Source organism: Thalassotalea sp. Sam97 (assembly GCF_041379765.1).
GTDB classification, from domain to species: domain Bacteria; phylum Pseudomonadota; class Gammaproteobacteria; order Enterobacterales; family Alteromonadaceae; genus Thalassotalea_A; species Thalassotalea_A maritima.
The window spans coordinates 3,196,291-3,216,630 of sequence record NZ_CP166919.1 but is presented as its reverse complement, the minus strand read 5'-3'; the positions used below and the strand labels follow the sequence as shown (position 1 = coordinate 3,216,630).

At 43.5% G+C, this 20,340-nt stretch carries 20 protein-coding genes; 7 read left to right on the top strand and 13 right to left on the bottom strand.

The features are described from left to right. Positions 1-34 precede the first annotated feature (34 nt). From ACAX20_RS14395 to ACAX20_RS14385, 3 genes are read left to right on the top strand one after another with little or no spacing between them, the layout of a single operon-like run. The gene (locus ACAX20_RS14395; protein ID WP_371187304.1) at positions 35-334 is read left to right on the top strand and encodes a cytochrome c; all 300 of its coding nucleotides are present in this window, start codon (positions 35-37) and stop codon (positions 332-334) included. A 51-nt stretch (positions 335-385) separates the two neighbouring features. Next, the gene (locus ACAX20_RS14390; RefSeq protein ID WP_371187302.1) at positions 386-829 is read left to right on the top strand and encodes a cytochrome c; all 444 of its coding nucleotides are present in this window, start codon (positions 386-388) and stop codon (positions 827-829) included. Continuing rightward, a complete protein-coding gene (locus tag ACAX20_RS14385) occupies positions 826-2,145 on the top strand; it encodes a hypothetical protein (RefSeq protein ID WP_371187300.1) in 1,320 nt (439 codons plus the stop codon). Before ACAX20_RS14390 ends, ACAX20_RS14385 begins: the two co-directional genes overlap by 4 nt. 147 nt (positions 2,146-2,292) lie before the next feature. Here the strand turns inward: ACAX20_RS14385 and ACAX20_RS14380 are convergent, their stop codons facing one another. The 3 genes from ACAX20_RS14380 to ubiD form a co-directional block, all read right to left on the bottom strand. After that, entirely contained in the window at positions 2,293-3,549 is a 1,257-nt protein-coding gene (locus ACAX20_RS14380; protein ID WP_371187298.1) for an outer membrane protein transport protein, read from the bottom strand. Positions 3,550-3,855: 306 nt separating this feature from the next. Continuing rightward, a complete protein-coding gene (gene fre, locus ACAX20_RS14375) occupies positions 3,856-4,551 on the bottom strand; it encodes an NAD(P)H-flavin reductase (protein ID WP_371187297.1) in 696 nt (231 codons plus the stop codon). A gap of 15 nt (positions 4,552-4,566) precedes the next feature. Continuing rightward, positions 4,567-6,057, bottom strand: a complete 1,491-nt coding sequence (gene ubiD / locus ACAX20_RS14370) for a 4-hydroxy-3-polyprenylbenzoate decarboxylase (protein ID WP_371187295.1) — start codon at positions 6,055-6,057, stop codon at positions 4,567-4,569. A gap of 214 nt (positions 6,058-6,271) precedes the next feature. Between ubiD and ACAX20_RS14365 the strand changes: the two genes are divergently transcribed. Both ACAX20_RS14365 and ACAX20_RS14360 read left to right on the top strand, forming a co-directional pair. After that, a complete protein-coding gene (locus tag ACAX20_RS14365) occupies positions 6,272-7,690 on the top strand; it encodes an amidohydrolase (RefSeq protein ID WP_371187293.1) in 1,419 nt (472 codons plus the stop codon). Beyond that, positions 7,687-8,988, top strand: coding sequence for an amidohydrolase family protein (locus tag ACAX20_RS14360; RefSeq protein ID WP_371187291.1), 1,302 nt, complete (start codon positions 7,687-7,689; stop codon positions 8,986-8,988). Before ACAX20_RS14365 ends, ACAX20_RS14360 begins: the two co-directional genes overlap by 4 nt. Positions 8,989-9,067: 79 nt before the next feature. On the opposite strand, the gene ACAX20_RS14355 is transcribed toward ACAX20_RS14360, so the two are convergent. From ACAX20_RS14355 to trxA, 4 genes are all read right to left on the bottom strand, one after another. Next, a complete protein-coding gene (locus ACAX20_RS14355; RefSeq protein ID WP_371187289.1) occupies positions 9,068-9,652 on the bottom strand; it encodes an outer membrane protein in 585 nt (194 codons plus the stop codon). 270 nt (positions 9,653-9,922) lie between these two features. Then, a complete protein-coding gene (rluF, locus tag ACAX20_RS14350; RefSeq protein WP_371187287.1) occupies positions 9,923-10,906 on the bottom strand; it encodes a 23S rRNA pseudouridine(2604) synthase RluF in 984 nt (327 codons plus the stop codon). Positions 10,907-11,112: 206 nt separating this feature from the next. Beyond that, positions 11,113-12,375 carry a transcription termination factor Rho gene (gene rho, locus ACAX20_RS14345; protein WP_371187285.1) on the bottom strand — a complete coding sequence of 421 codons (1,263 nt, stop codon included), beginning with the start codon at positions 12,373-12,375 and terminating at the stop codon, positions 11,113-11,115. 205 nt (positions 12,376-12,580) lie between these two features. After that, positions 12,581-12,904, bottom strand: coding sequence for a thioredoxin TrxA (gene trxA, locus ACAX20_RS14340; protein WP_371187283.1), 324 nt, complete (start codon positions 12,902-12,904; stop codon positions 12,581-12,583). A 209-nt stretch (positions 12,905-13,113) separates the two neighbouring features. Here trxA and rhlB point away from each other — a divergent pair, with 209 nt between their 5' ends. After that, positions 13,114-14,376 (top strand): ATP-dependent RNA helicase RhlB, encoded by a 1,263-nt coding sequence (rhlB, locus tag ACAX20_RS14335; protein ID WP_371187281.1) that lies wholly within the window; start codon positions 13,114-13,116, stop codon positions 14,374-14,376. Positions 14,377-14,382: 6 nt separating this feature from the next. Continuing rightward, entirely contained in the window at positions 14,383-15,888 is a 1,506-nt protein-coding gene (locus ACAX20_RS14330; protein WP_371187279.1) for a guanosine-5'-triphosphate,3'-diphosphate pyrophosphatase, read from the top strand. 54 nt (positions 15,889-15,942) lie between these two features. On the opposite strand, the gene ACAX20_RS14325 is transcribed toward ACAX20_RS14330, so the two are convergent. The 6 genes from ACAX20_RS14325 to tatB are packed head-to-tail and all read right to left on the bottom strand — an operon-like array spanning position 15,943 to position 20,337. Next, positions 15,943-16,788, bottom strand: a complete 846-nt coding sequence (locus ACAX20_RS14325; protein WP_371189670.1) for a DMT family transporter — start codon at positions 16,786-16,788, stop codon at positions 15,943-15,945. Positions 16,789-16,818: 30 nt separating this feature from the next. Next, positions 16,819-17,832, bottom strand: a complete 1,014-nt coding sequence (gene hemB, locus ACAX20_RS14320; protein ID WP_371187277.1) for a porphobilinogen synthase — start codon at positions 17,830-17,832, stop codon at positions 16,819-16,821. Between the two features lie 10 nt (positions 17,833-17,842). After that, complete coding sequence (locus tag ACAX20_RS14315) at positions 17,843-18,625, bottom strand: TatD family hydrolase (RefSeq protein WP_371187275.1); 783 nt, start codon at positions 18,623-18,625, stop codon at positions 17,843-17,845. Between the two features lie 15 nt (positions 18,626-18,640). Beyond that, a complete protein-coding gene (locus tag ACAX20_RS14310; RefSeq protein WP_371187273.1) occupies positions 18,641-19,153 on the bottom strand; it encodes a hypothetical protein in 513 nt (170 codons plus the stop codon). Between the two features lie 5 nt (positions 19,154-19,158). After that, positions 19,159-19,923 (bottom strand): twin-arginine translocase subunit TatC, encoded by a 765-nt coding sequence (tatC, locus tag ACAX20_RS14305; RefSeq protein ID WP_371187271.1) that lies wholly within the window; start codon positions 19,921-19,923, stop codon positions 19,159-19,161. Between the two features lie 9 nt (positions 19,924-19,932). Next, a complete protein-coding gene (gene tatB / locus ACAX20_RS14300; RefSeq protein ID WP_371187269.1) occupies positions 19,933-20,337 on the bottom strand; it encodes a Sec-independent protein translocase protein TatB in 405 nt (134 codons plus the stop codon). Positions 20,338-20,340: the final 3 nt, after the last annotated feature.

The window sequence follows — 20,340 nt, the reverse complement described above, 5'->3', positions numbered from 1 at the left end:
GTTCAAATTTTAATAACCAAAAGAGTAGTGACTTATGAAAAAATTAACTCTAGCTCTAACTGCGTCTGTTATGATGGCAGCTCCGGCAATGGCCGCTGATATTGAAGCGGGTAAAGCAAAAGCAGCTGTATGTGCTGCATGTCACGGTGCTGAAGGTGTTTCTGCCGTGCCTATGTACCCTAACTTAGCGGGTCAAAAAGAAGCTTACATTGCTAAGCAGCTTAAAGACTTTAAAGCAGGCACTCGTAAAGATCCTGTTATGGCGCCAATGGCTATGCCATTAACGGATGCTGACATTGCTAACTTAGCGGCATACTACGCTAGCCTTAAGTAAGCGACAAATTGAGAAAAAAGCGCATCCTGTATGCGCTTTTTTTGTGTCTATATGAAAATATTCCTAACTATTTTTTGGCTGAATTCTGCGTTGGTTGCAAAGGCGTATGCAAGTGAACCGTCAGTCCCAGCAAACTCTACATTACCCGAAGTTAGCGCTGAAACTGACGCATTAAACACCGTCGATACAGCAAAACCAGATCACCCAGAGCTTGATCAAGAACAACTCGCCGAGCAACAGCGCGCTGTTGAGCAATTGCGACAACACGTTGCTTATTGTGCGCCGTGTCATGGCCAAAATGGCATTAGCCGCGAATCAATTTACCCTGATCTCGCTGAGCAACCTGCCGATTATTTACTCAGCCAATTGCAAGCCTATAAATATCGACAACGAACAAGTGAGATAAAACAGGTGATGATGCAACGCTTTAGCGATCAACAATTAGCGGCGTTAGCAGAATATTATTCACAGTCTTCTAAGGTGGAACAACAATGAAATCAATGATATGCAAGGGTTTGGTTGCTTTGAGTTGTATTGGCTTATTAGCTTGTGGTCAGGTGAAACAGCCATCACAACCAGCAACGCCAGCAAAGACCAGCCAAGCAAGCGAGAATGTTATGAATGAACTAGCAGAACGCTACGTTAAACTTACACTCATGGTAGGCAAGCACCAAGACTATTATATTGATGCTTACTATGGCCCTAGCGAATGGCGCGAGCAAGCAGCACAGTTACCTTTAGCGAGTCTGTTGCAGCAAACGGAGCAGTTAATAACCGAAGTTGAGGCGATCAACGCGCCTTCGTTACGCAAAGATATGCTGTTGGTACAAGCGAAAAGTGTTAAAGCGTTTATTGAGCAACTAAATGGTAAACACTTTAGCTTTGATGAAGAGTCGCTGGCTTTGTATGACGCTAAATCGCCTGATTTAACCGAAGCCGACTTTGATGCGGCCCTTGCCGAACTTGACAGCTTATTACCAGGAGAAGGTGAATTAAATCAACGCTTAGCATCGTTTAAAGCAGAATTTGTTATTCCTAAAGAACAACTAGGTAAAGTGTTTATCGCCGCCATTGATGAGGCTCGCCAGCGCACCAAGCAGTTTATTGACTTGCCAGATAATGAAGCGTTTACTATTGAATACGTTACAGATAAGCCATGGAGTGGTTATAACTGGTACAAAGGTAATAGCTTTAGCTTAATCCAGATTAATGTTGATTTTTCAATTCAGATAGATCGTGCCATTGATTTAGCTAGCCATGAAGGTTATCCAGGGCACCATGTGTTCAACTCTCTAATGGAAAAGCATTTAGTCAATGCAAAGGGTTGGGTTGAATACTCGGTATACCCATTATATTCACCGTTATCTTTACTTGCCGAAGGCAGTGCCAATTATGGTATTGAGGTCGCTTTTCCTGAGCAACAACGACTTAAATTTGAGCAACAAGTGTTGTTTAAATTAGCAGGCCTTGATGCAAGTAAGGCGGCAACCTATTACCAAGTACAGGCGTTATTAGGGAAATTGTCGTATGCCGGCAATGTTGCAGCCAAACGCTATTTAGATGGTGACATAGATAAGCAGCAAGCAGTCGATTTTTTAATGAAGTATGCCTTGAGTGATGAACAAAAATCACGCCAGCGTGTTGATTTTATTGAGCGCTACCGCGCTTATGTGATCAATTACAATTTAGGCCAGGATATCGTTAAGCGCTATGTTGAAGCGCAAAGCCATAACGATACCAACAAGCGCTGGCAGGTGTTTGCTGACTTATTAGCAAATCCACGTAGCGCCTCAATGATGGCTGTAAATTAACGATGAGATCCCTTTGCCATGTTGATGTTGCGCTCATAATATAAAGAGCTAATATGCACACCACGAGACTGGCTTAATAACAAAAAATGCCTGACGATGTCAGGCATTTTGCATTGTTTAGAGTTATCTAGCTAACTAACAAGGTTGCTAAATCGCTTGGTTATACTGCAAGCCAATTAATGTCGCATTACCTTCTGAATAGAATTGCCATTGCTGACCTAAGTTGTCTGCTTCGGTGAAGCTTGCGCCTTTACCTTGAATATAGGTTACACCAAAGTCGATGCTTGAGTTGTCGTCAATTTTGTAGTTAAAGCCTGTGCTGTACCAAACGCGGTTGTTGTCAGGAATTGAGATAGACATGTGTGCAGGGCTACTTGGTGTTTCGTCGTAAGCGATACCAAAACGTACGGTGACATCGCTGTTATATTGATAAGTACCACCCAAGGCATAGCGATATGAATCAGAAAAGTCTTCGACTTTACTGAATAAGATATTTCCTTGTTCTGATACGGCATCTAAACGGTCTAAACTACTCCAACCAATCCACATAACAGAGTAGTGAAGCGATAAATCTGTTGTCGTTTGATGCACACCTGAAATTTCAGCAATGGCAGGTAAACTCACATTTAAGCGACCATCAATGGATGAACCTTCCAAGCCACCAAACGCCGAAGGAAGTTGGTTGGTATAGTCACCTTCAAAAGCGACTTCAACTTCACTGCGGTAACTAAAGCCTAGACGATGATTGTCATTGATGTCGTAGCTTACGCCAACGTTCCAACCAAAGGCGATGTCATCACCTTCAAGTTTCGTTGCAACTGTGTTTACTGGCAAAGGTAGTGGTGTTTCACCAAAAAAGCGCGTTAATTCGGCTTCAGCATAAATAATGTTTAAACCTGCGCCAACAGTCCACTGTTCATTAAGTTTGTATGCCGCACTCGCATTTAAGTTAACAGTAGTAATGCTGGTTTCACCGGCGATTTGACCCGCTGGGTAGTTTTCACTCAACTCTGATGCTAAACCAAAGTTTGAAAACGCACCTAAACCGACAGAGAGTTTGTCATCAACAGGCATTAAGAAATAAGCGCCAGGCACGACTGCAGCTGGTGCGATGCTGTCATCGTTTAGTGAACTTGCATCGATACCTGCCGGTGCGCCTAAACCCTCTAGGCTTACATCGGGTTTTATGTATGTGGCTGCTACGGTAAAAACATTTTGCTCAAATTGGCTCATTAGGGCAGGGTTACGGGCTATAACTGATGCGTCTTCAGCAATAGCAGCGTCACCAGCGAATGCACGACCTAAGCCAGAGGCACTGTGTTCGGCAAGTTGGAAAGCGGCAGAGTGTGCTTGAGTTGAGGCGATCGCACCGATCACCAATAAAGATAATTTGGTTAATTTCATAGTATAAATGTTCAAATTTGTACCGATTGACCAGCGTTGTGTGCGGTACCACGCACCCTTGCTTCGCGGTTAACGGTGTGTATTTACCAACCAGAACAGCTGGCGTTTATCAATTACAACGCCCGTACTGTCAGTTGTTCGATTAACAATAAGCGAATGCAAATGTAGACCTATTTTAGCATAGAACCAATAAAACAGCGGTTTATAGCGTGAAACCAGGTATTACAAACTCGCAATTACTGTCTTTAGGAGATAGACACCTGACAATATGGGGGTTGCTAGGTTTCCTCTGTGATGCGCATCTCTTTAGATAAATGCGAACGCGTCAGCAAACATATGTTCACGTTTAGCGCCGACTTTAATAAATTCATCGCGTAAAAAGCCGACCATCTCAAAACGACCTGCCATGTATATGTCATAATCAGCCAGCGATACTACGTCGTTTAATAGCGGCTCATGAACCTTGCCAACACGACCATGCCAATTATCGTTAGCATTTTCTACGACAGGGACAAATTGGCCATGTGCTAACTGGTTTACTAACGCTTGTGTTTCATCAAGTTGGTAGCATGCGCTTGGTTCACGTAGGCCCCAATACACTAATACCGGCTGTTGATAGTGACGAGTAACCAGCTCGGTTAATATTGACTTAATATATGAGAAGCCAGTGCCGCCAGCGAGCAAGACAATAGGGCGCTCGCTGTTGTCACGTAACTGCGCATTACCACCTGGCATTTCAATATCAACGCTTTCACTTGCTTTGATACGATCGATAACCTGCATCGCCCAGCTATCGGCAGCAAAGGCACCAATTTGCAGTTCTATTAGTTCATCGCTTGGCCCTGACGCAATAGAAAATGGGCGCTTATCGTCCTCTGCCATTACAAAATTAAGGTATTGGCCTGCGGCAAATGCAACTTTTTGTTCAGGCTTTAATAGCACCTGATATACGTGTTCTGTTAAAGGTTGTAGTGATACAACCTGACAGTTAATTCGTTTCATAATCTTTCTTAATAATCACTTATCTTGTGGTTTAGGAGTATCGAAAATATCAAGTTCTTCCCAAATATCATCCACATACTGCTTAATGTTATCGTCCATGGTTATTGGCTCGCCCCATTCGCGATCGGTTTCACCAGGCCATTTATTGGTGGCATCCATACCCATTTTGGAGCCCAGACCAGATACCGGTGAAGCAAAATCAAGGTAGTCAATTGGTGTGTTTTCCACCGTTACCGTATCCCGTGCCGGATCCATGCGCGTAGTCATTGCCCAAATCACATCATGCCAATCTCGAGCGTTGACATCATCATCGCAAACAATAACGAATTTGGTGTACATAAACTGTCGTAAGAACGACCAAACCCCCATCATGACTCGCTTGGCATGGCCTGGATATTGTTTTTTCATGGTGACCACGGCTAGGCGGTATGAACAGCCTTCTGGTGGCAAATAAAAATCGACAATTTCCGGAAACTGCTTTTGAATGATAGGCACAAATACTTCGTTTAACGCCACACCTAAAATGGCCGGTTCATCAGGTGGACGGCCAGTGTAAGTGCTATGGTAGATAGGGTCTTTACGCATAGTCACATGGGTTACCGTCATTACTGGGAAGTTATCGACTTCATTGTAATAGCCGGTGTGATCACCATATGGACCTTCTGGTGCGGTTTCTTCAGGATCTAAGTAACCTTCTAAAATAATTTCTGCCGACGCTGGTACTTCTAAATCATTGCTTAAGCTTTTTACCACTTCAGTTTTGCTACCACGTAACAAGCCCGCAAAAGCGTATTCTGATAATGTGTCAGGGACAGGCGTGACGGCGCCTAAAATAGTTGCCGGATCGGCACCAAGTGCGACAGACACAGGGTACTTTTCACCAGGGTGGCGCTTTTTAAACTCCTGAAAGTCTAATGCACCACCGCGGTGTGAAAGCCAGCGCATAATGATCTTGTTAGGACCTAACAACTGCTGGCGGTAAATGCCTAAATTTTGTCGCTCTTTTTCTGGACCACGGGTAACCGTTAGGCCCCAAGTGATCAACGGTGCAACATCTCCTGGCCAACATTTTTGGATAGGCAGCTTGGTTAAGTCAACATCGTCACCCGTGAATACGATTTCCTGACATGGCGCCTTTTTTAAACGCTTGGTCGGCATATTCAGTACTTGCTTAAACACCGGTAGCTTGTCGATGGCATCTTTAAAGCCCTTTGGTGGTTCTGGTTCTTTGAGTGTTGCCATTAACTTGCCAACATCACGCAAAGATTGAACATCCTCTTGTCCCATGGCCATTGCTACACGTTCTGGGGTGCCAAATAAATTGGTTAACACAGGGATGTCGTAACCAATTGGGTTTTCAAACAGTAACGCTGGGCCACCAGCACGTAACGTACGATCACTGATCTCGGTCATCGCCAAATCAGTTGATATAGGTTGAGTAATGCGCTTTAACTGACCAATCTGTTCTAGTTTGTCGATAAAGTCGCGCAAGTCCTTATATTTCATAGAGCTTATTATGCGTTAATTTGTCTGCATTATAGCGATTAGGGCCGCTTATTTGAACGAAAAATGACGAATATGTCAAAGCTTGCGAGGATCGACAACCGATGACGAGCAAAATGGCGATGATTAACCCAATATCTGCCGTGTATGGCGATGACATTAATAATCTTGCCTGCTAAAGTGTAGTACCCTGACAATAATAAGATGATGAGTAGTAATGAAAAACGTCAATAAAGTCTTGTTGACTTCTGTTTCTTTGCTTGCTGCAGCGGTATTAACCGGTTGTGGTGAACAAGCAAGCGACAAGAAAGAACAAGCAGCCTTTGTTGAAATTAACAAAGATCCATTCCCAAGCAGTTATAAGCCTTTACCTGCTAAAACAACCTTAATCAAAAACGTCAACATGTATGACGGTATTGGTGGTATGCAACAAGGCGTATCAGTTTTGTTAGAAAACGGCAAAATCGTCAAAGTTGGTAGCGATATTAATTTGGCTGATGATGTTGTCGTCATCGATGGTAGTGGTAAATGGTTGACGCCAGGAATTATCGATGTGCACAGCCATTTGGGTGTCTATGCAACGCCTGATGCTGGTGCACATGCTGACGGTAACGAAATGACTAAGCCCGTAACTGCAGCAGTGTGGGCTGAGCACTCAATTTGGCCACAAGATCCTGGTTTTCGTCGTGCCCTTGCAGGCGGTGTAACCACTCTGCAAATTCTGCCGGGTAGCGCTAACTTGGTTGGTGGTCGCAGTGTAACGGTGAAAAACTTACCAGGTCGTGTTATTCAAGACATGAAATTCCCTGATGCACCATATGGTTTAAAAATGGCTTGTGGTGAAAATCCAAAGCGTGTCTATGGCCAAAAAGGTGGACCAATGACGCGTATGGGTAACGTTGCTGGTTATCGTCAAGCATGGTCTGACGCTCAGGATTACAAACGAGCGTGGGAAAAATATGAAGCAGATTACAATGCTGGCAAAGATGCTAAGCCACCAAAGCGTGACTTAAACAAAGAAACCCTAATGGGGGTACTTGATGGTGAAATCTTAGTACATATGCACTGTTACCGTGCAGATGATATGGGCACCATGATTGACGTTATGAAAGAGTTCGACTATCAAATCGCCTCATTCCAACACGCTGTTGAAGCATACAAAATTGCCGACTTACTTGCTGAAAATAACATTTGTTCGGCGATGTGGGCTGACTGGTGGGGCTTTAAGATGGAAGCCTATGATGGGATTCGCGAAAACGTACCTATGGTACATGCTGCACAAGCGTGTGCGATTGTTCACTCAGATAGTGACCAAGGTATTCAGCGTTTAAACCAAGAAGCCGCCAAAGCGTTGTCTGATGGCCAACGTGCAGGTTTAGAAATATCAAAAGCCGATGCATGGATTTGGTTGACCTCAAATGCAGCGAAGTCGCTAGGTATCTTCGAGCACACTGGCTCTATTGAAGAAGGCAAAAACGCCGACGTTGTGTTATGGAATAACGAGCCGTTTTCAACGTATGCACAAGCTGAGTTGGTATTTATCGACGGTGGCTTAGCATTCGATCGCAATACTCCAGAGAGTTGGGCAATTGCCGATTATGAGTTAGGACAAGTAGGTGAAGGAGACCGCAAATGAGCAAATTTAAATTAACCGCTTTAGCGGCTCTGTGCGTAACAAGCTTTGCATCTAATGCAGAAAAAATTGCCATTGTTGGTGGTACCGTGCACACCATGAGTGAGCAAGGTACAGTTGATAATGCCACTGTACTAATCGATGACGGTCGTATTCAAGCTGTTGGTAGTGATATTACTACCGATGGTTACCGTGTTATTGATGCAAACGGCAAAGTGGTTACGCCTGGTTTTATTGGTGCTTATACCTCATTAGGTTTAGTCGAAGTATCATCTTGGGCTAACACTGTCGACTCAACGGTTGAAAATAGCCATTATCAAGCCTCGTTAGATGTTAGCTACGCTGTCTCACCAGATACTACCTTGCGTAATATCAGTCGCATTGAAGGTATTACTAGCGCCGCAACAAGCATGGCATATACCGACACCTTATTTAAAGGTTTAGGGGCTATGATCACCTTAGGTGATAACGAAACGCCAGTAACCAAGCGTCGTGCCTTTATGACCATTGATATTTCTAATAGTGGTGCTGATAAAACTGCCGGTAGTCGAGCTTCATTGTGGATGCAAGTACGTGATGCCTTTGCTGAAGCAGTATTCGCACAAGGTATGAAATTCAGTCCTAAGTCTGATTGGTATGGCGTTAATTTAACACCCGTTACCGACTGGCATGGGACGCTTTCTAAGTCTGACGTGCGTGCGTTAATGCCCGTTGTTAATGGTAATGTACCACTATTAATTGTTGCTCATCGCGCTGCGGATATTCGCCAAGTGCTAGCGTTGTTGCAAGATTACCCTAGATTAAACATCACCCTAGTCGGCGCATCGGAAGCTTGGCGCGTAGCGGATGAGTTGGCAGCAGCAGGTATTGAGGTGATCATTAACCCTGAATCAAACCTACCATATGCATTTGAGCAAAATGGCGCAACGCTTGAAAACGCCGCTCGTTTGCATGCGGCCGGCGTAAAAGTGGCGGTTGGTATGGACACCCATAATATTCGTTTAGCGCCACAGCAGGCGGGTAACGCCGTTGCCAATGGTTTGCCATATGCGGCAGGCTTGGCGGCATTAACAACCGTGCCTGCACAAATCTACGGTATGGATGAACAAATTGGTGCGCTAAAAGCTGGTATGCAAGCCGATGTTGTAGTTTGGTCAGGAGATCCATTAGAAGTAATGGAAGCGCCAACCCACGTGATTATTAATGGTGTTGAAGTGCCACTTGAGTCACGTCAAACCAAATTGCGCGATCGCTACTTAACATTAGACAGCGAGAAACCAAAACAATACACGCGCCCATAATTTGCGATGAGTGTATAGAATAAAAAACGGGACCTGATATAACAATAGGGTCCCGTTTTTATATTATTCGATTAATAATTTAGAAGCTGAATTTTATATTAGCATTCAAAATATCGGTACCATCGTATTGCTCGTAGCTTAGCTCCGCGGCCACGGTGTCAGTAAACTTATAACCAGCACCAGCGCCAAGACCAAACTCCCAAGAGTCTTCAGAAGCGGAAAAGCTTTCGTCCATAAATGATGCGCTTGCCTTAAATTTTGCGTTGGCATATGAAGGAACGGCGAATAGGTAGACACCATTTTTTAAATCGTACTCAGCACGTAACGATAGAGCAAAAAAACGCTCCAGCTCTGTCTTCACTATAAAGCTATTAATAGGCTCGCCAGCAACAATGTCACCTTCGGCATCGACGACGTAGTCGTATTCATAAAAGGTAAACGTATCATCACCTAGACCAAACCCTAAACGTAGCTCGGGTACAATCGAAAAGTTATCATTAATAAGATATTTGTACCCAACTGAACCGATAACAGCGTTAAGGTTAATATCTATACCATCTTCGCTGTCTGAGAAGCTCATATAACCAGCCCCTGCTACCCAATTTGCAGAAGATGCAAACGACGTACCAGCCAGCAATACAGCCAACATAGTTTTTTTAAACATGTAAGTTCCTTAATATTTATGCTTATTCCATATTGATAGAAAAGCTCAACGGGCTTTGGTGATTAGAGTGACCCGTAGAACGAGATTGAAGGCAAATGGCATGACTAGCAAGATACAAAAATGATGAAACTACACCCACTCGCATCATTAATCTAACAGCTTTAAGCTTATGAAATCAATGCGCTTTATTGTGTTTTTGGATGTGTTTGATATAGAGCTGGCAACTAGAATAGCTACCAGCATTAGCATGTGTGAAAATATTTATGTGAGCTATTTTTTTATGGTCAGTTTACCGGTTAATCGTGGTTTTGGTGTTCGCTTTTGATCAGGTTTGTATGCGTGTTTTCGGCTATTGTTGTTATCAGCTTCCGATGTTTTGCCTGTGGTCTTAGCACCCGTTGCTCGCGAGCTGCTTTTGTCGTTAGGTTTCGTGCTTCGGTTTGCTGTTTGTCGTGACACTTGTTCGCTATGTTTTTCGGCGGCTTTGACTTCTTTACCAAGATTTTGCTCTGCTCTTAATGATGTTTTGCGTGAACCGGCAACCGCATCGTTAATTTGCTGCATTTCTTTGGCGTTTAAGTTGCGCCATTGTCCTGGTTTTAAGTTACCTAACTCCACCGCCATAATGCGGGTACGTTTGAGTTTGGTAACCTCGAAGCCCAAGTACTCACACATGCGGCGAATTTGTCGGTTTAAACCTTGGGTTAAAATGATTTTAAAAACAAACTTACTGACCACATCAACCTGACAAGGTTTAGTAACCGTACCCAAAATAGGCACGCCTTGCGCCATACGTTTAACAAAGCGTTCACTGATTGGTTTATCAACGGTGACCACATATTCTTTATCGTGAGCATTTTCAGCGCGTAAGATCTTATTAACGATATCGCCATCATTAGTAAGAAATATTAACCCTTCCGAAGGTTTATCTAAGCGACCAATAGGAAAAATGCGCTGCTTATGACCAATGGCATCAACGATATTGCCTTTTACTTTTCGCTCTGTAGTACAGGTAATGCCAATCGGTTTGTTATAGGCAAGATAGATACGATCGGATTTATCTTCGCGAACGGCATTAATCAATTTACCATTCACACGAACTTCATCACTAGGTAGTACCTTTGTACCTAACTCAGGCGGTTTACCATTGATGGTGACACGTTGCTGTTCAATAAGTTTGTCGGCTTCGCGACGTGAACAATAACCTGTATCGCTAATGAATTTATTAAGACGTTTGCCTTGTTCTGTACTCAAAGTGGTGCTCTCGAAGAATGTTCAATGGGTTATAGACGGTGTTATTATCGCTGATCAGCGCTTTGATTGCTGTAATTTTTTAAAGGGTATCAGCGGGCTTGTGGATCTTGTGTCGGTAGCAATGGGCTGACATCAAGTAATAAAAAAGCCGCTGACCTGTGGTAGATAAGCGGCTTTAATAATTTGCTAGAAAGGTTTACTGGCGCTTATTTGCCTTTTTTCATCGCGTCGAAGAATTCGTTATTGGTTTTGGTCATGGCCAATTTATCGATAAGGAATTCCATTGCCGCAATTTCGTCCATTTCGTGAACGATTTTGCGCAGTACCCATTGCTTTTGTAATTCGTCTGGCTTGGTTAGCATTTCTTCACGACGAGTACCTGAGCGATTAAAGTGAATCGCAGGGAATACACGTTTCTCAGCAATTTTACGAGATAGGTGAAGCTCCATGTTACCGGTACCTTTAAACTCTTCGTAGATAACTTCATCCATTTTTGAGCCGGTATCAACAAGTGCTGTGGCGATAATGGTTAAGCTGCCGCCTTCTTCGATGTTACGTGCTGCACCAAAGAAACGCTTAGGACGGTGTAAAGCATTAGCATCAACACCACCAGTAAGAATTTTACCTGATGATGGAATAACGGTGTTATAAGCACGAGCTAAACGAGTAATCGAATCTAGCAAGATAACCACATCTTTCTTGTGCTCGGTTAAGCGTTTGGCTTTTTCAATTACCATTTCGGCAACTTGTACGTGACGGCTTGCTGGTTCATCAAAGGTTGAGGCAACAACTTCACCTTTAACCAAGCGCTGCATTTCGGTAACTTCTTCAGGACGCTCATCGATAAGTAATACCATTAACTCACACTCTGGGTGGTTGTGAGCAATACTTTGTGCGATGTTTTGCAGTAATAAGGTTTTACCTGCTTTTGGTGGTGCAACAATCAAACCACGCTGACCTTTACCAATTGGAGAGGCTAAGTCTAATACACGAGCGGTAATATCTTCTGTACTACCATTACCACGTTCCATGGTTAAACGTTCGTTCGGGTGAACCGGGGTAAGGTTTTCAAATAAGATTTTGTTACGTGAGTTTTCTGGCTTGTCGAAGTTAACTTCATTAACTTTTAGTAGGGCAAAGTAGCGCTCGCCATCTTTTGGCGGACGGATTTTACCGAAAATGGTGTCACCAGTACGTAAGCTAAAACGACGAATTTGGCTTGGCGATACGTAAATGTCGTCCGGACCCGCCAAAAATGATGAATCTGCACTACGCAAGAATCCAAAGCCATCTTGTAAGATTTCTAAAACGCCACCACCGAAAATGTCTTCACCACTTTTTGCGTGAGCTTTTAAAATTGCGAAGATAACATCTTGTTTGCGGTTACGAGCAAGGTGCTCAAGCTTCATACTTTCAGCAAGTTTAAGAAGCTCGCTAATGGATTTATCTTTAAGTTCGATCAGGTTCATATTGAAGGGTCTTTTAATTTGTGTTTTGCAAGTGCCACTCGACTGAATTGGCTATTAGTTGCTGAAACGAAAAGGGTTAAATTAGAAATTCGGTATGTATAGTGTAACTTAGCATTAAATAACCAATTGGTAAAGCGACTAAGTTAGAAGTACGACCATTTAAAGAAAAAAGGCCAACAATTGCTGTTGGCCTTTTCAATATAGATTAGATGTTAGCGTCTAAAAATTCTTTTAATTGATTTTTAGAAAGTGCGCCAACTTTTGTCGCTGCAACTTCACCGTTTTTGAATAGCAGTAAAGTAGGGATACCACGTACCGCAAATTTTTGAGGTGATGCAGAGTGTTGGTCAATGTTTAGCTTAGCGATGGTTACTTTACCATCATACTCTTCCGCTACTTCATTTAGGATTGGAGCGATCATTTTACAAGGACCACACCACTCAGCCCAGAAGTCAACTAACACTGGGGTAGATGAATTTACTACTTCGTCAAAGCTGTCATCAGTCAGCTGAACAATCTTATCGCTCATTTTTGTCTCCAATTAAGTGGCGATTAGCCTGATAAATCTGTGGCAAACCTACAGTTAGGCTTGCGATATGTGTCGATATTGGGTCGTTTGCCAATAATTACAAGGGATATTGTATCGATATCTTAAAAAAAATCGATAGACGTATATAAATATCTCTTTTCACTAAGATATTACTTACTCGAAAATTTAATCGGTGTTATTCTTTAAGCATGAATAAAACACACTTAACTGATACTAAGTTTAGCGAACTTGGTTTAAATGCTAAAGTTGTGAGTGGCTTAGATGCTATGGGCTTTCACAACTGCACGACTATTCAGGCAAAATCGCTGCCTATCCTCCTCACTGGTAAAGATATTGCCGGCCAAGCACAGACTGGTGAAGGTAAAACCATTGCCTTTTTAGCCGCTACCTTCCACCACTTACTCGCCAATGGTAATCCGGGTCACAATCAGCCTCGAGCGATTATTATGGCGCCAACCCGTGAGTTAGCTATTCAAATTGCTAACGATGCCAAGTTTATGGCGAAAGCCTCGGGCATGCGTCTTGGTGTGATTTATGGTGGTGAAGGTTATGAAAGCCAACGAGAAACGCTGGAGCAAGGTGTTGACGTACTTATTGGCACCTGTGGTCGCTTAATCGATTACTACAAGCAAGGTGTATACCGCTTAGATAACATTGAAGTTGTCGTGCTTGATGAAGCCGATCGCATGTTTGATTTGGGCTTTATTAAAGATATTCGCTATATGTTCCGTCGCATGCCAGAAGCGAAACAACGTCTTAATATGCTATTTTCAGCAACGCTAAGTTACCGTGTTAAAGAGCTCGCATTTGAGCACATGAATGAGCCGGTTAGTGTCGAAGTCGCACCGGAACAAAAGACCAATGTGCGCATTACTGAAGAGCTATTTTATCCGTCCAACGAAGACAAAATGGCTTTGTTGCAAACGCTTATCGAGGAAGAATGGCCTGATAAAGCGATTATTTTTGCCAACACCAAGCATACCTGTGAAAAGGTTTACGCCTACTTGCATGCTGATAAACATCGAGTTGGTTTGCTAACGGGTGATGTGCCGCAAAATAAGCGTTTAAAAATATTAGAGAATTTTACCCAAGGCCATTTAGATATTTTGGTGGCAACCGATGTCGCCGCGCGAGGCTTACATATTCCGGCGGTAACGCATGTGTTTAACTACGACTTACCTGACGATTGTGAAGACTATGTGCACCGTATTGGTCGTACAGGTCGAGCAGGAGCCTCGGGGCATGCCATTAGTTTAGCTTGTGAAGAATATGTATTTAATTTGCCTGCTATCGAGCAGTACATTGAGCATAGTTTGCCGGTAAGCAAATATAACCCCGATGCATTGCTAACCGATTTGCCGAAACCTAAGCCTAAACAGCGTCGTCATAAACCAAGCCCTAAACGTGGTGGTCAGTCAGGTAACCGCCGTCCGGGGCCGCATAAAAACTAACATTTTATGAGTAAACCGCTTCCATCCGTCGCAGAGCCTTTGTACGCCGTTATCGACCTTGGCTCTAATTCATTCCATATGTTAATTGCACGACTTGTTGCTGACAGCGTGCAAGTGGTTGATAAAGTAAAACGTAAAGTGCGCCTAGCATCAGGACTTGATGATAATCATATGCTTGATGATAAATCGATGGCGCGTGGTTGGGAGTGCTTAAGTTTTTTTGCTGAGCGATTGCAAGATATTCCGCGCGAGAATATTCGCGTGGTAGCCACCGCAACGCTGCGTCTGGCAAAAAATGCCGATGTGTTTTTACAACAAGCTGAAACGGTACTCGGGTTTCCTATTGAGGTGATAACCGGAGAGCAAGAAGCTCGTCATATCTATTTAGGGGCGGCGCACACAACGTGTGGTGCTGAAGCCCGCTTGGTGATCGATATCGGTGGTGCCAGTACAGAACTCGTTGTTGGTCAACAGTTTGAACCGAAAATAGTACGCTCTCTTGATATCGGTTGCGTCACTTTTAATCATCGTTATTTTTCTGGTGGTGTTTTATCAGAGCAAGCGTTTAATGACGCGATTCGCGCGGCAAAAACCAAACTTTCGGCAATTAAATCTGACTACCAGCAGTTTGGCTGGGATTTGGTGTTGGGGGTGTCGGGTACCTTGCAAGCCGCAGCTGAAACATTAAGTGCTCAAGGTCTCGGTCAAAAATTAACGCTTGAAAACTTACGTTTATTGAAGACGCAAGTTATTGCTGGGCAGCAATTGAATCAACTTAATATTGTTGGTTTGCAAGATGACCGTAAGCCGGTTTTCGCCCCTGGTTTGGCAATTTTAATCGCCATACTTGAGGAATTTGCGATTGATGAAGTACAGCTAGCTGGTGGCGCAATACGCGAGGGTATCTTATACGAATTGTTACCTAACATGCGCAACATGAATATTCGCCAGCGCACTTTGATGGGATTAATAGAGCGCTTTAGCATCGATGAAATGCACGCTTACCGAGTGGCTAACTTGGCGGATAAAGCAGTTAGTCAGGTGCAAAAATCTTGGCAACTAAGCAATGAGCTTGCCAGCATCTTGCAATCGGCTTGTGTATTACATGAGATTGGTTTGCTACTCGAATTTAAACGTAGTAAAAAGCATGCCCAATATATATTGGCTAATACCGTCTTAGCGGGTTTTAGCCATGACCAGCGATTACTGCTTACCGCCTTAGTTGCTAATTACAAGACAGATATCAATTTGTCGGTAATTACCGAACAAAGTTATACTGAGCAACAAAAAGCCATTTACCTTATCGTCTTATTGCGATTAGCGGTGATACTTGCCAAGCGTCGCCGTGATGACGCGATGCCAGACTTTATCTTGCAAGCCAGTGAGAACACCTTAGTATTAAAGCTTCCCCAAGCATTTTGCCAAAAGCATCCGCTAATTTCTGCTGAATTGAAACAAGAATGCAAAGATATCACCGCATGTGGATTTCACTTTAGTATTGAGCGTAACTAGCCTAGCCATATCATTAGATAAATCACGCGAGCAGTCAGTCTGCGTTGTGAATGATTAATTGGCAGCGTGCGATTGGTACTGCTTTGATGCCGAATAGGCGCAAACTGCGACAATCAGACCACCACCTAACATAGTGGTTAGTGTTAATGGCTCTTGCAGCAGCCAATGGGCTGCGACGATGCCATATACAGGTTCTAGAGTAAATGCCAAACTGGCGCTGAAGGCTGGGATAAAGCGCAAGCAATAGGTGATCAGTGTGTGAGTAAGGGCAGTAAACACCGTACCAAGCAATAATAACAGTAAGATATCTTCTCCACTGATATGTACATCATAGGCAAGTAGCCATGGGCTTAATAACACCATTGCGGTCGCCTGTTGATAAAGGTTGATCAAAAGCGGTGATTGTTTTTGCACAAAGCGGCGATTATAAAACGTCACTAACGCAAAGGTTGCTGCAGATAATAAGCCTAATAGTATACCCACCTGCCATTGTTGCCTGAAACCGACGCTAAGCTCGTCTGGTAGCACCAAATATATGCCCAACAGACATAATAGCCCCTGTATTAGCAACGTCATCTGTAGCGGTTTACCATCAATGATACGTTCTAATATTGGTACAAATAAGGGGAAGCAGGCGAAAGTTAACAAGCCTACGGCGACATTGGTTAGTTGAATGCTGTGAAAAAAGCTCCACCAATGGCAAGCCAGCAGTGCGCCAGTAATAACTAGCCGTTTTACTAAATAGCTACTTATTTGCAGTGAGGTTTTGCGTAAAAAGCAAAATATCAATAGGGCGATGGTAGCGAAAAAGCAACGCCCCCAAACAATATATAGAGCGGGTAAGTTTATCCACTTAGCAAACAAGGCGCATACAGCAAGCATTAAGATTGCCGTATGCAGTAATAGATAATACCGTCCGCTATGTATGGCTTAGTCCTCTTTTAACCAATGAGCCACTTGTTTGGCAAAGTAAGTTAAAATGCCATCGGCACCAGCCCGCTTAAATGCTAATAAGCCTTCCATTATGCACGGTTTTTCAGCTAACCAGCCATTTTGAATTGCGGCCATGTGCATGGCATATTCGCCACTTACTTGATAGGCATAGGTTGGTACTTGAAAGTTGTCTTTAACTCGACGGACGATGTCCAAATATGGCATACCCGGTTTAACCATAACCATGTCAGCGCCCTCATAAATATCTTGGGCGATTTCCTGCAACGCCTCGTCAGAGTTAGCCGGATCCATTTGATAAGAATACTTGTTACCACCTTTGATATTTCCCGCAGAGCCGACAGCATCACGAAACGGACCATAGTAGTTTGAGGCGTACTTTGCTGAGTAGGCAAGTATTCGAGTGTTGATAAAGCCTTGTTGTTCAAGCTCTTGACGTATTGCGCCAACACGACCATCCATCATATCAGATGGCGCCACGACGTCGGCACCGGCACGGGCATGTGATAGCGCTTGTTTGACTAAGATATCTTTGGTTATGTCATTTAATACATAGCCTTCATCATCAATGATGCCATCTTGGCCGTGAGTAGTGAAAGGATCGAGTGCAACATCGGTGATCACCCCAAGCTCGGGAAATTTTTCTTTTAATGCACGTACTGTACGCTGAGCTAAGCCGTCATCATTATAAGCTTCTTCGGCCATGAGTGACTTTTTATCTTGTGGCGTTACAGGGAAAATGGCGATTGCAGGAATGCCTAGTTGCACCAATTCTTCAGCTTCTTCTAATAGTAAGTCTATCGACTTTCGCTCAACGCCGGGCATTGAAGGCACTGCTTCTCGTTGATTTTCACCCTCTAAAACAAATACAGGGTAGATAAGATCGTTAACGGTAAGTTGGTTTTCAGCCATTAAGCGACGTGAAAAATCGTCCTTACGCATGCGACGCATACGGCGTGCAGGAAATTGACCAAACTGATTTGATTGATTCATGTTGTTACTCCTAACCAGGCAAATTAAACAGGGCTTTGGTGTTATTGCTGGCGTGTTCAATTAACGTTTCATTGTCTATATTCATGGCCTTAGCCAAAGTATCTACAACGAAAGCGAGGTATTTGGGTTCATTACGACTTGATTTTGGCTTAGGGCGAATGTTTTTCGGTGTTAAATAAGGGGCATCGGTTTCGATCATAATGCGATCGAGAGGGATATAACGAGCAATGTCGTAAAGCTCTTGACCACGTTTAGGATCACAAATCCAGCCAGTAATACCGATGTAAAGGCCCATATCAAGGGCGCCTTTAAGCTCATCTAAGTTGCCGGTAAAGCAGTGACTGACGCCACCTGATGTTTTGCTTATTTGTTCATTAAGCATTGCCTGCCATGTGGCAAAGGCATCTCGCTGATGCAAAAACAGTGGTTTTTGTACTTCAATAGCCAATGCTATTTGTTCGGCAAAAACACGTTGTTGGTTTTCAGGGGTAGAAAAATTACGGTTAAAATCAAGCCCACACTCACCAACCGCAACCACTTTATCGTTGAGTAATAAGCTTTTTAAGTGTTGTAAGTAATCATCACTGACGTTATCAGCATCGTGCGGATGTACGCCTGCAGTTGCATACAAAGCGGCATGTTGATCAGCAAGCTTGGCTGCCGCTTTGCTTTCGGCTTGATTGGTACCTGTGATGATAAGAGCATGCACGCCGTGCTGCTTTGCCGCGTCAATAACTTGTGCACGATCTTTATCAAAACGACTATTGGTTAAGTTAATACCAATATCTATCAAACCGTAGCTCCTGTGTTATTTTATACGTTTGACTTTTACCGAGCGGTTTTGGCCTTTAATGCTCAGTGAGAAAGAGTTGAAAACGCCACGGCTAATGACTACCTCTTGACCGACTTTAAATTTGCTGCGACTACTGCTGACGGTTTGCCACTGTTGACCATTTTCAAACCATAGGATCCACTCATCATAGGCACGAGCCTTTACTTTGCTGATGGTCATTGTTAGATCATCAGTAGCTTTTTCTTGTTCTGTACGTTTATGCTCTAAACCAAAGCGATCGGCAGTAGCTGGTTGCGCTTGGTTTGTTGTTGTGTTCGTTGCAACCTCAGGCGGTATTACCTGTTTTGTAACAACGTTATCAGCACTAGCCTGTTCTACTGGTGTTGTTAACGAAGCTGCGATGCGATCGTAGCAAGCAAGGCGGTCGCTATCATTGGTTAATTTACTGCAATCGATAATACGGGTATCCGTATTGGCCATAGCGCTTAACGAACATAAGCAAGCCATCATTGTTATTATGCGTTTCATAAAAGTTAGTTACCTATATTGGCATTTTCTTCGTGGTCTTCATCTTCTTCATCTCGAGGGCGATAAAAAGATGCCAAAATCAAGCCGATTTCAAATAACAACCACATGGGTAAGGCCAGTAGTGTTTGCGAAATCACATCAGGAGGAGTGAGCAGCATGCCGACGACGAACACGCCAACAATTACGTATGGTCGCTTTATGCGTAAGCTTTCTACTGTGGTGAACCCTGTCCAGCACATTAAGATAATCGCGATAGGGATTTCAAAAGCGGCACCAAAAGCAAAGAACAGTTTTAATACGAAGTCTAAGTAGCTACTGATGTCTGTTGCAATAGTGACGCCGGCAGGGGCGAAATTGCTGAAAAATTCAAATGCCAGTGGGAATACAACAAAATACGCAAAAGCGACGCCACCGTAAAACAGTAAGCTGGAGCCAAATAGTAATGGCGCGACTAAACGCTTTTCATTGGTGTATAAGCCGGGGGCAATAAAGCGCCAGATTTGATAAAGAACAAATGGCATGGCGACAAAAATTGACACCACCAAGGTAAGTTTAAATGGTGCAAAGAATGGTGACGCGACATCGGTTGCGATCATATTAGCGCCATCAGGTAAAACCGCTAACAATGGTTTTGCGAGATACTGGTAAATGTCTTGCGCAAAGTAGGCTAAACAGAGAAAAACCACTAGTACGCTGACAACCATAGCCAGTAAACGTGAACGGAGTTCGAGAAGATGCTCAAAGAGTGAAGAACCGGATGATTGCGTCATAGTATATGGCTACTTTGTCTTTTCTTGTGAGGTGTCGTCGTTGTTAGGTGTTGACGTTTTAACATCAACACTGTTTTGCTCATCGTGGCTATTAGTAGAAGAAGTCTGCTGATTGTTACTGTTTGCGTATGGGCGATTTGCTTGTTCAGCTGCGGCTTTAAGTTGATCGACAGATTCTTGTAGCTCTGGAGATAAGTTTTTCATACCTTGCTGTTCAGCTTTACGCAAGCTTTCATGGAGCTCATGAATTCGCAGCTCTTCTTTTAGTTCGGTTTGCATGCTACTGCTAAACTGCTTGATACTGCGTACCCAGCCACGAACCGTCCTGATCGCCGTAGGCATACGTTCAGGGCCGAGAATAATGAGGCTGATAACGGCGATAACCGTTAATTCCCAAAAGCCGATATCAAACATAGA

What these genes read in the sequence shown, in the direction of transcription:
- ACAX20_RS14395 (WP_371187304.1), top strand. Translation starts at nt 35, where the DNA reads ATGAAAAAATTAACTCTAGCTCTAACTGCGTCTGTTATGATGGCAGCT.
- ACAX20_RS14390 (WP_371187302.1), top strand. Translation starts at nt 386, where the DNA reads ATGAAAATATTCCTAACTATTTTTTGGCTGAATTCTGCGTTGGTTGCA.
- ACAX20_RS14385 (WP_371187300.1), top strand. Translation starts at nt 826, where the DNA reads ATGAAATCAATGATATGCAAGGGTTTGGTTGCTTTGAGTTGTATTGGC.
- ACAX20_RS14380 (WP_371187298.1), bottom strand. Translation starts at nt 3,549, where the DNA reads ATGAAATTAACCAAATTATCTTTATTGGTGATCGGTGCGATCGCCTCA.
- fre (WP_371187297.1), bottom strand. Translation starts at nt 4,551, where the DNA reads ATGAAACGAATTAACTGTCAGGTTGTATCACTACAACCTTTAACAGAA.
- ubiD (WP_371187295.1), bottom strand. Translation starts at nt 6,057, where the DNA reads ATGAAATATAAGGACTTGCGCGACTTTATCGACAAACTAGAACAGATT.
- ACAX20_RS14365 (WP_371187293.1), top strand. Translation starts at nt 6,272, where the DNA reads ATGAAAAACGTCAATAAAGTCTTGTTGACTTCTGTTTCTTTGCTTGCT.
- ACAX20_RS14360 (WP_371187291.1), top strand. Translation starts at nt 7,687, where the DNA reads ATGAGCAAATTTAAATTAACCGCTTTAGCGGCTCTGTGCGTAACAAGC.
- ACAX20_RS14355 (WP_371187289.1), bottom strand. Translation starts at nt 9,652, where the DNA reads ATGTTTAAAAAAACTATGTTGGCTGTATTGCTGGCTGGTACGTCGTTT.
- rho (WP_371187285.1), bottom strand. Translation starts at nt 12,375, where the DNA reads ATGAACCTGATCGAACTTAAAGATAAATCCATTAGCGAGCTTCTTAAA.
- trxA (WP_371187283.1), bottom strand. Translation starts at nt 12,904, where the DNA reads ATGAGCGATAAGATTGTTCAGCTGACTGATGACAGCTTTGACGAAGTA.
- rhlB (WP_371187281.1), top strand. Translation starts at nt 13,114, where the DNA reads ATGAATAAAACACACTTAACTGATACTAAGTTTAGCGAACTTGGTTTA.
- ACAX20_RS14330 (WP_371187279.1), top strand. Translation starts at nt 14,383, where the DNA reads ATGAGTAAACCGCTTCCATCCGTCGCAGAGCCTTTGTACGCCGTTATC.
- hemB (WP_371187277.1), bottom strand. Translation starts at nt 17,832, where the DNA reads ATGAATCAATCAAATCAGTTTGGTCAATTTCCTGCACGCCGTATGCGT.
- ACAX20_RS14310 (WP_371187273.1), bottom strand. Translation starts at nt 19,153, where the DNA reads ATGAAACGCATAATAACAATGATGGCTTGCTTATGTTCGTTAAGCGCT.
- tatC (WP_371187271.1), bottom strand. Translation starts at nt 19,923, where the DNA reads ATGACGCAATCATCCGGTTCTTCACTCTTTGAGCATCTTCTCGAACTC.
- tatB (WP_371187269.1), bottom strand. Translation starts at nt 20,337, where the DNA reads ATGTTTGATATCGGCTTTTGGGAATTAACGGTTATCGCCGTTATCAGC.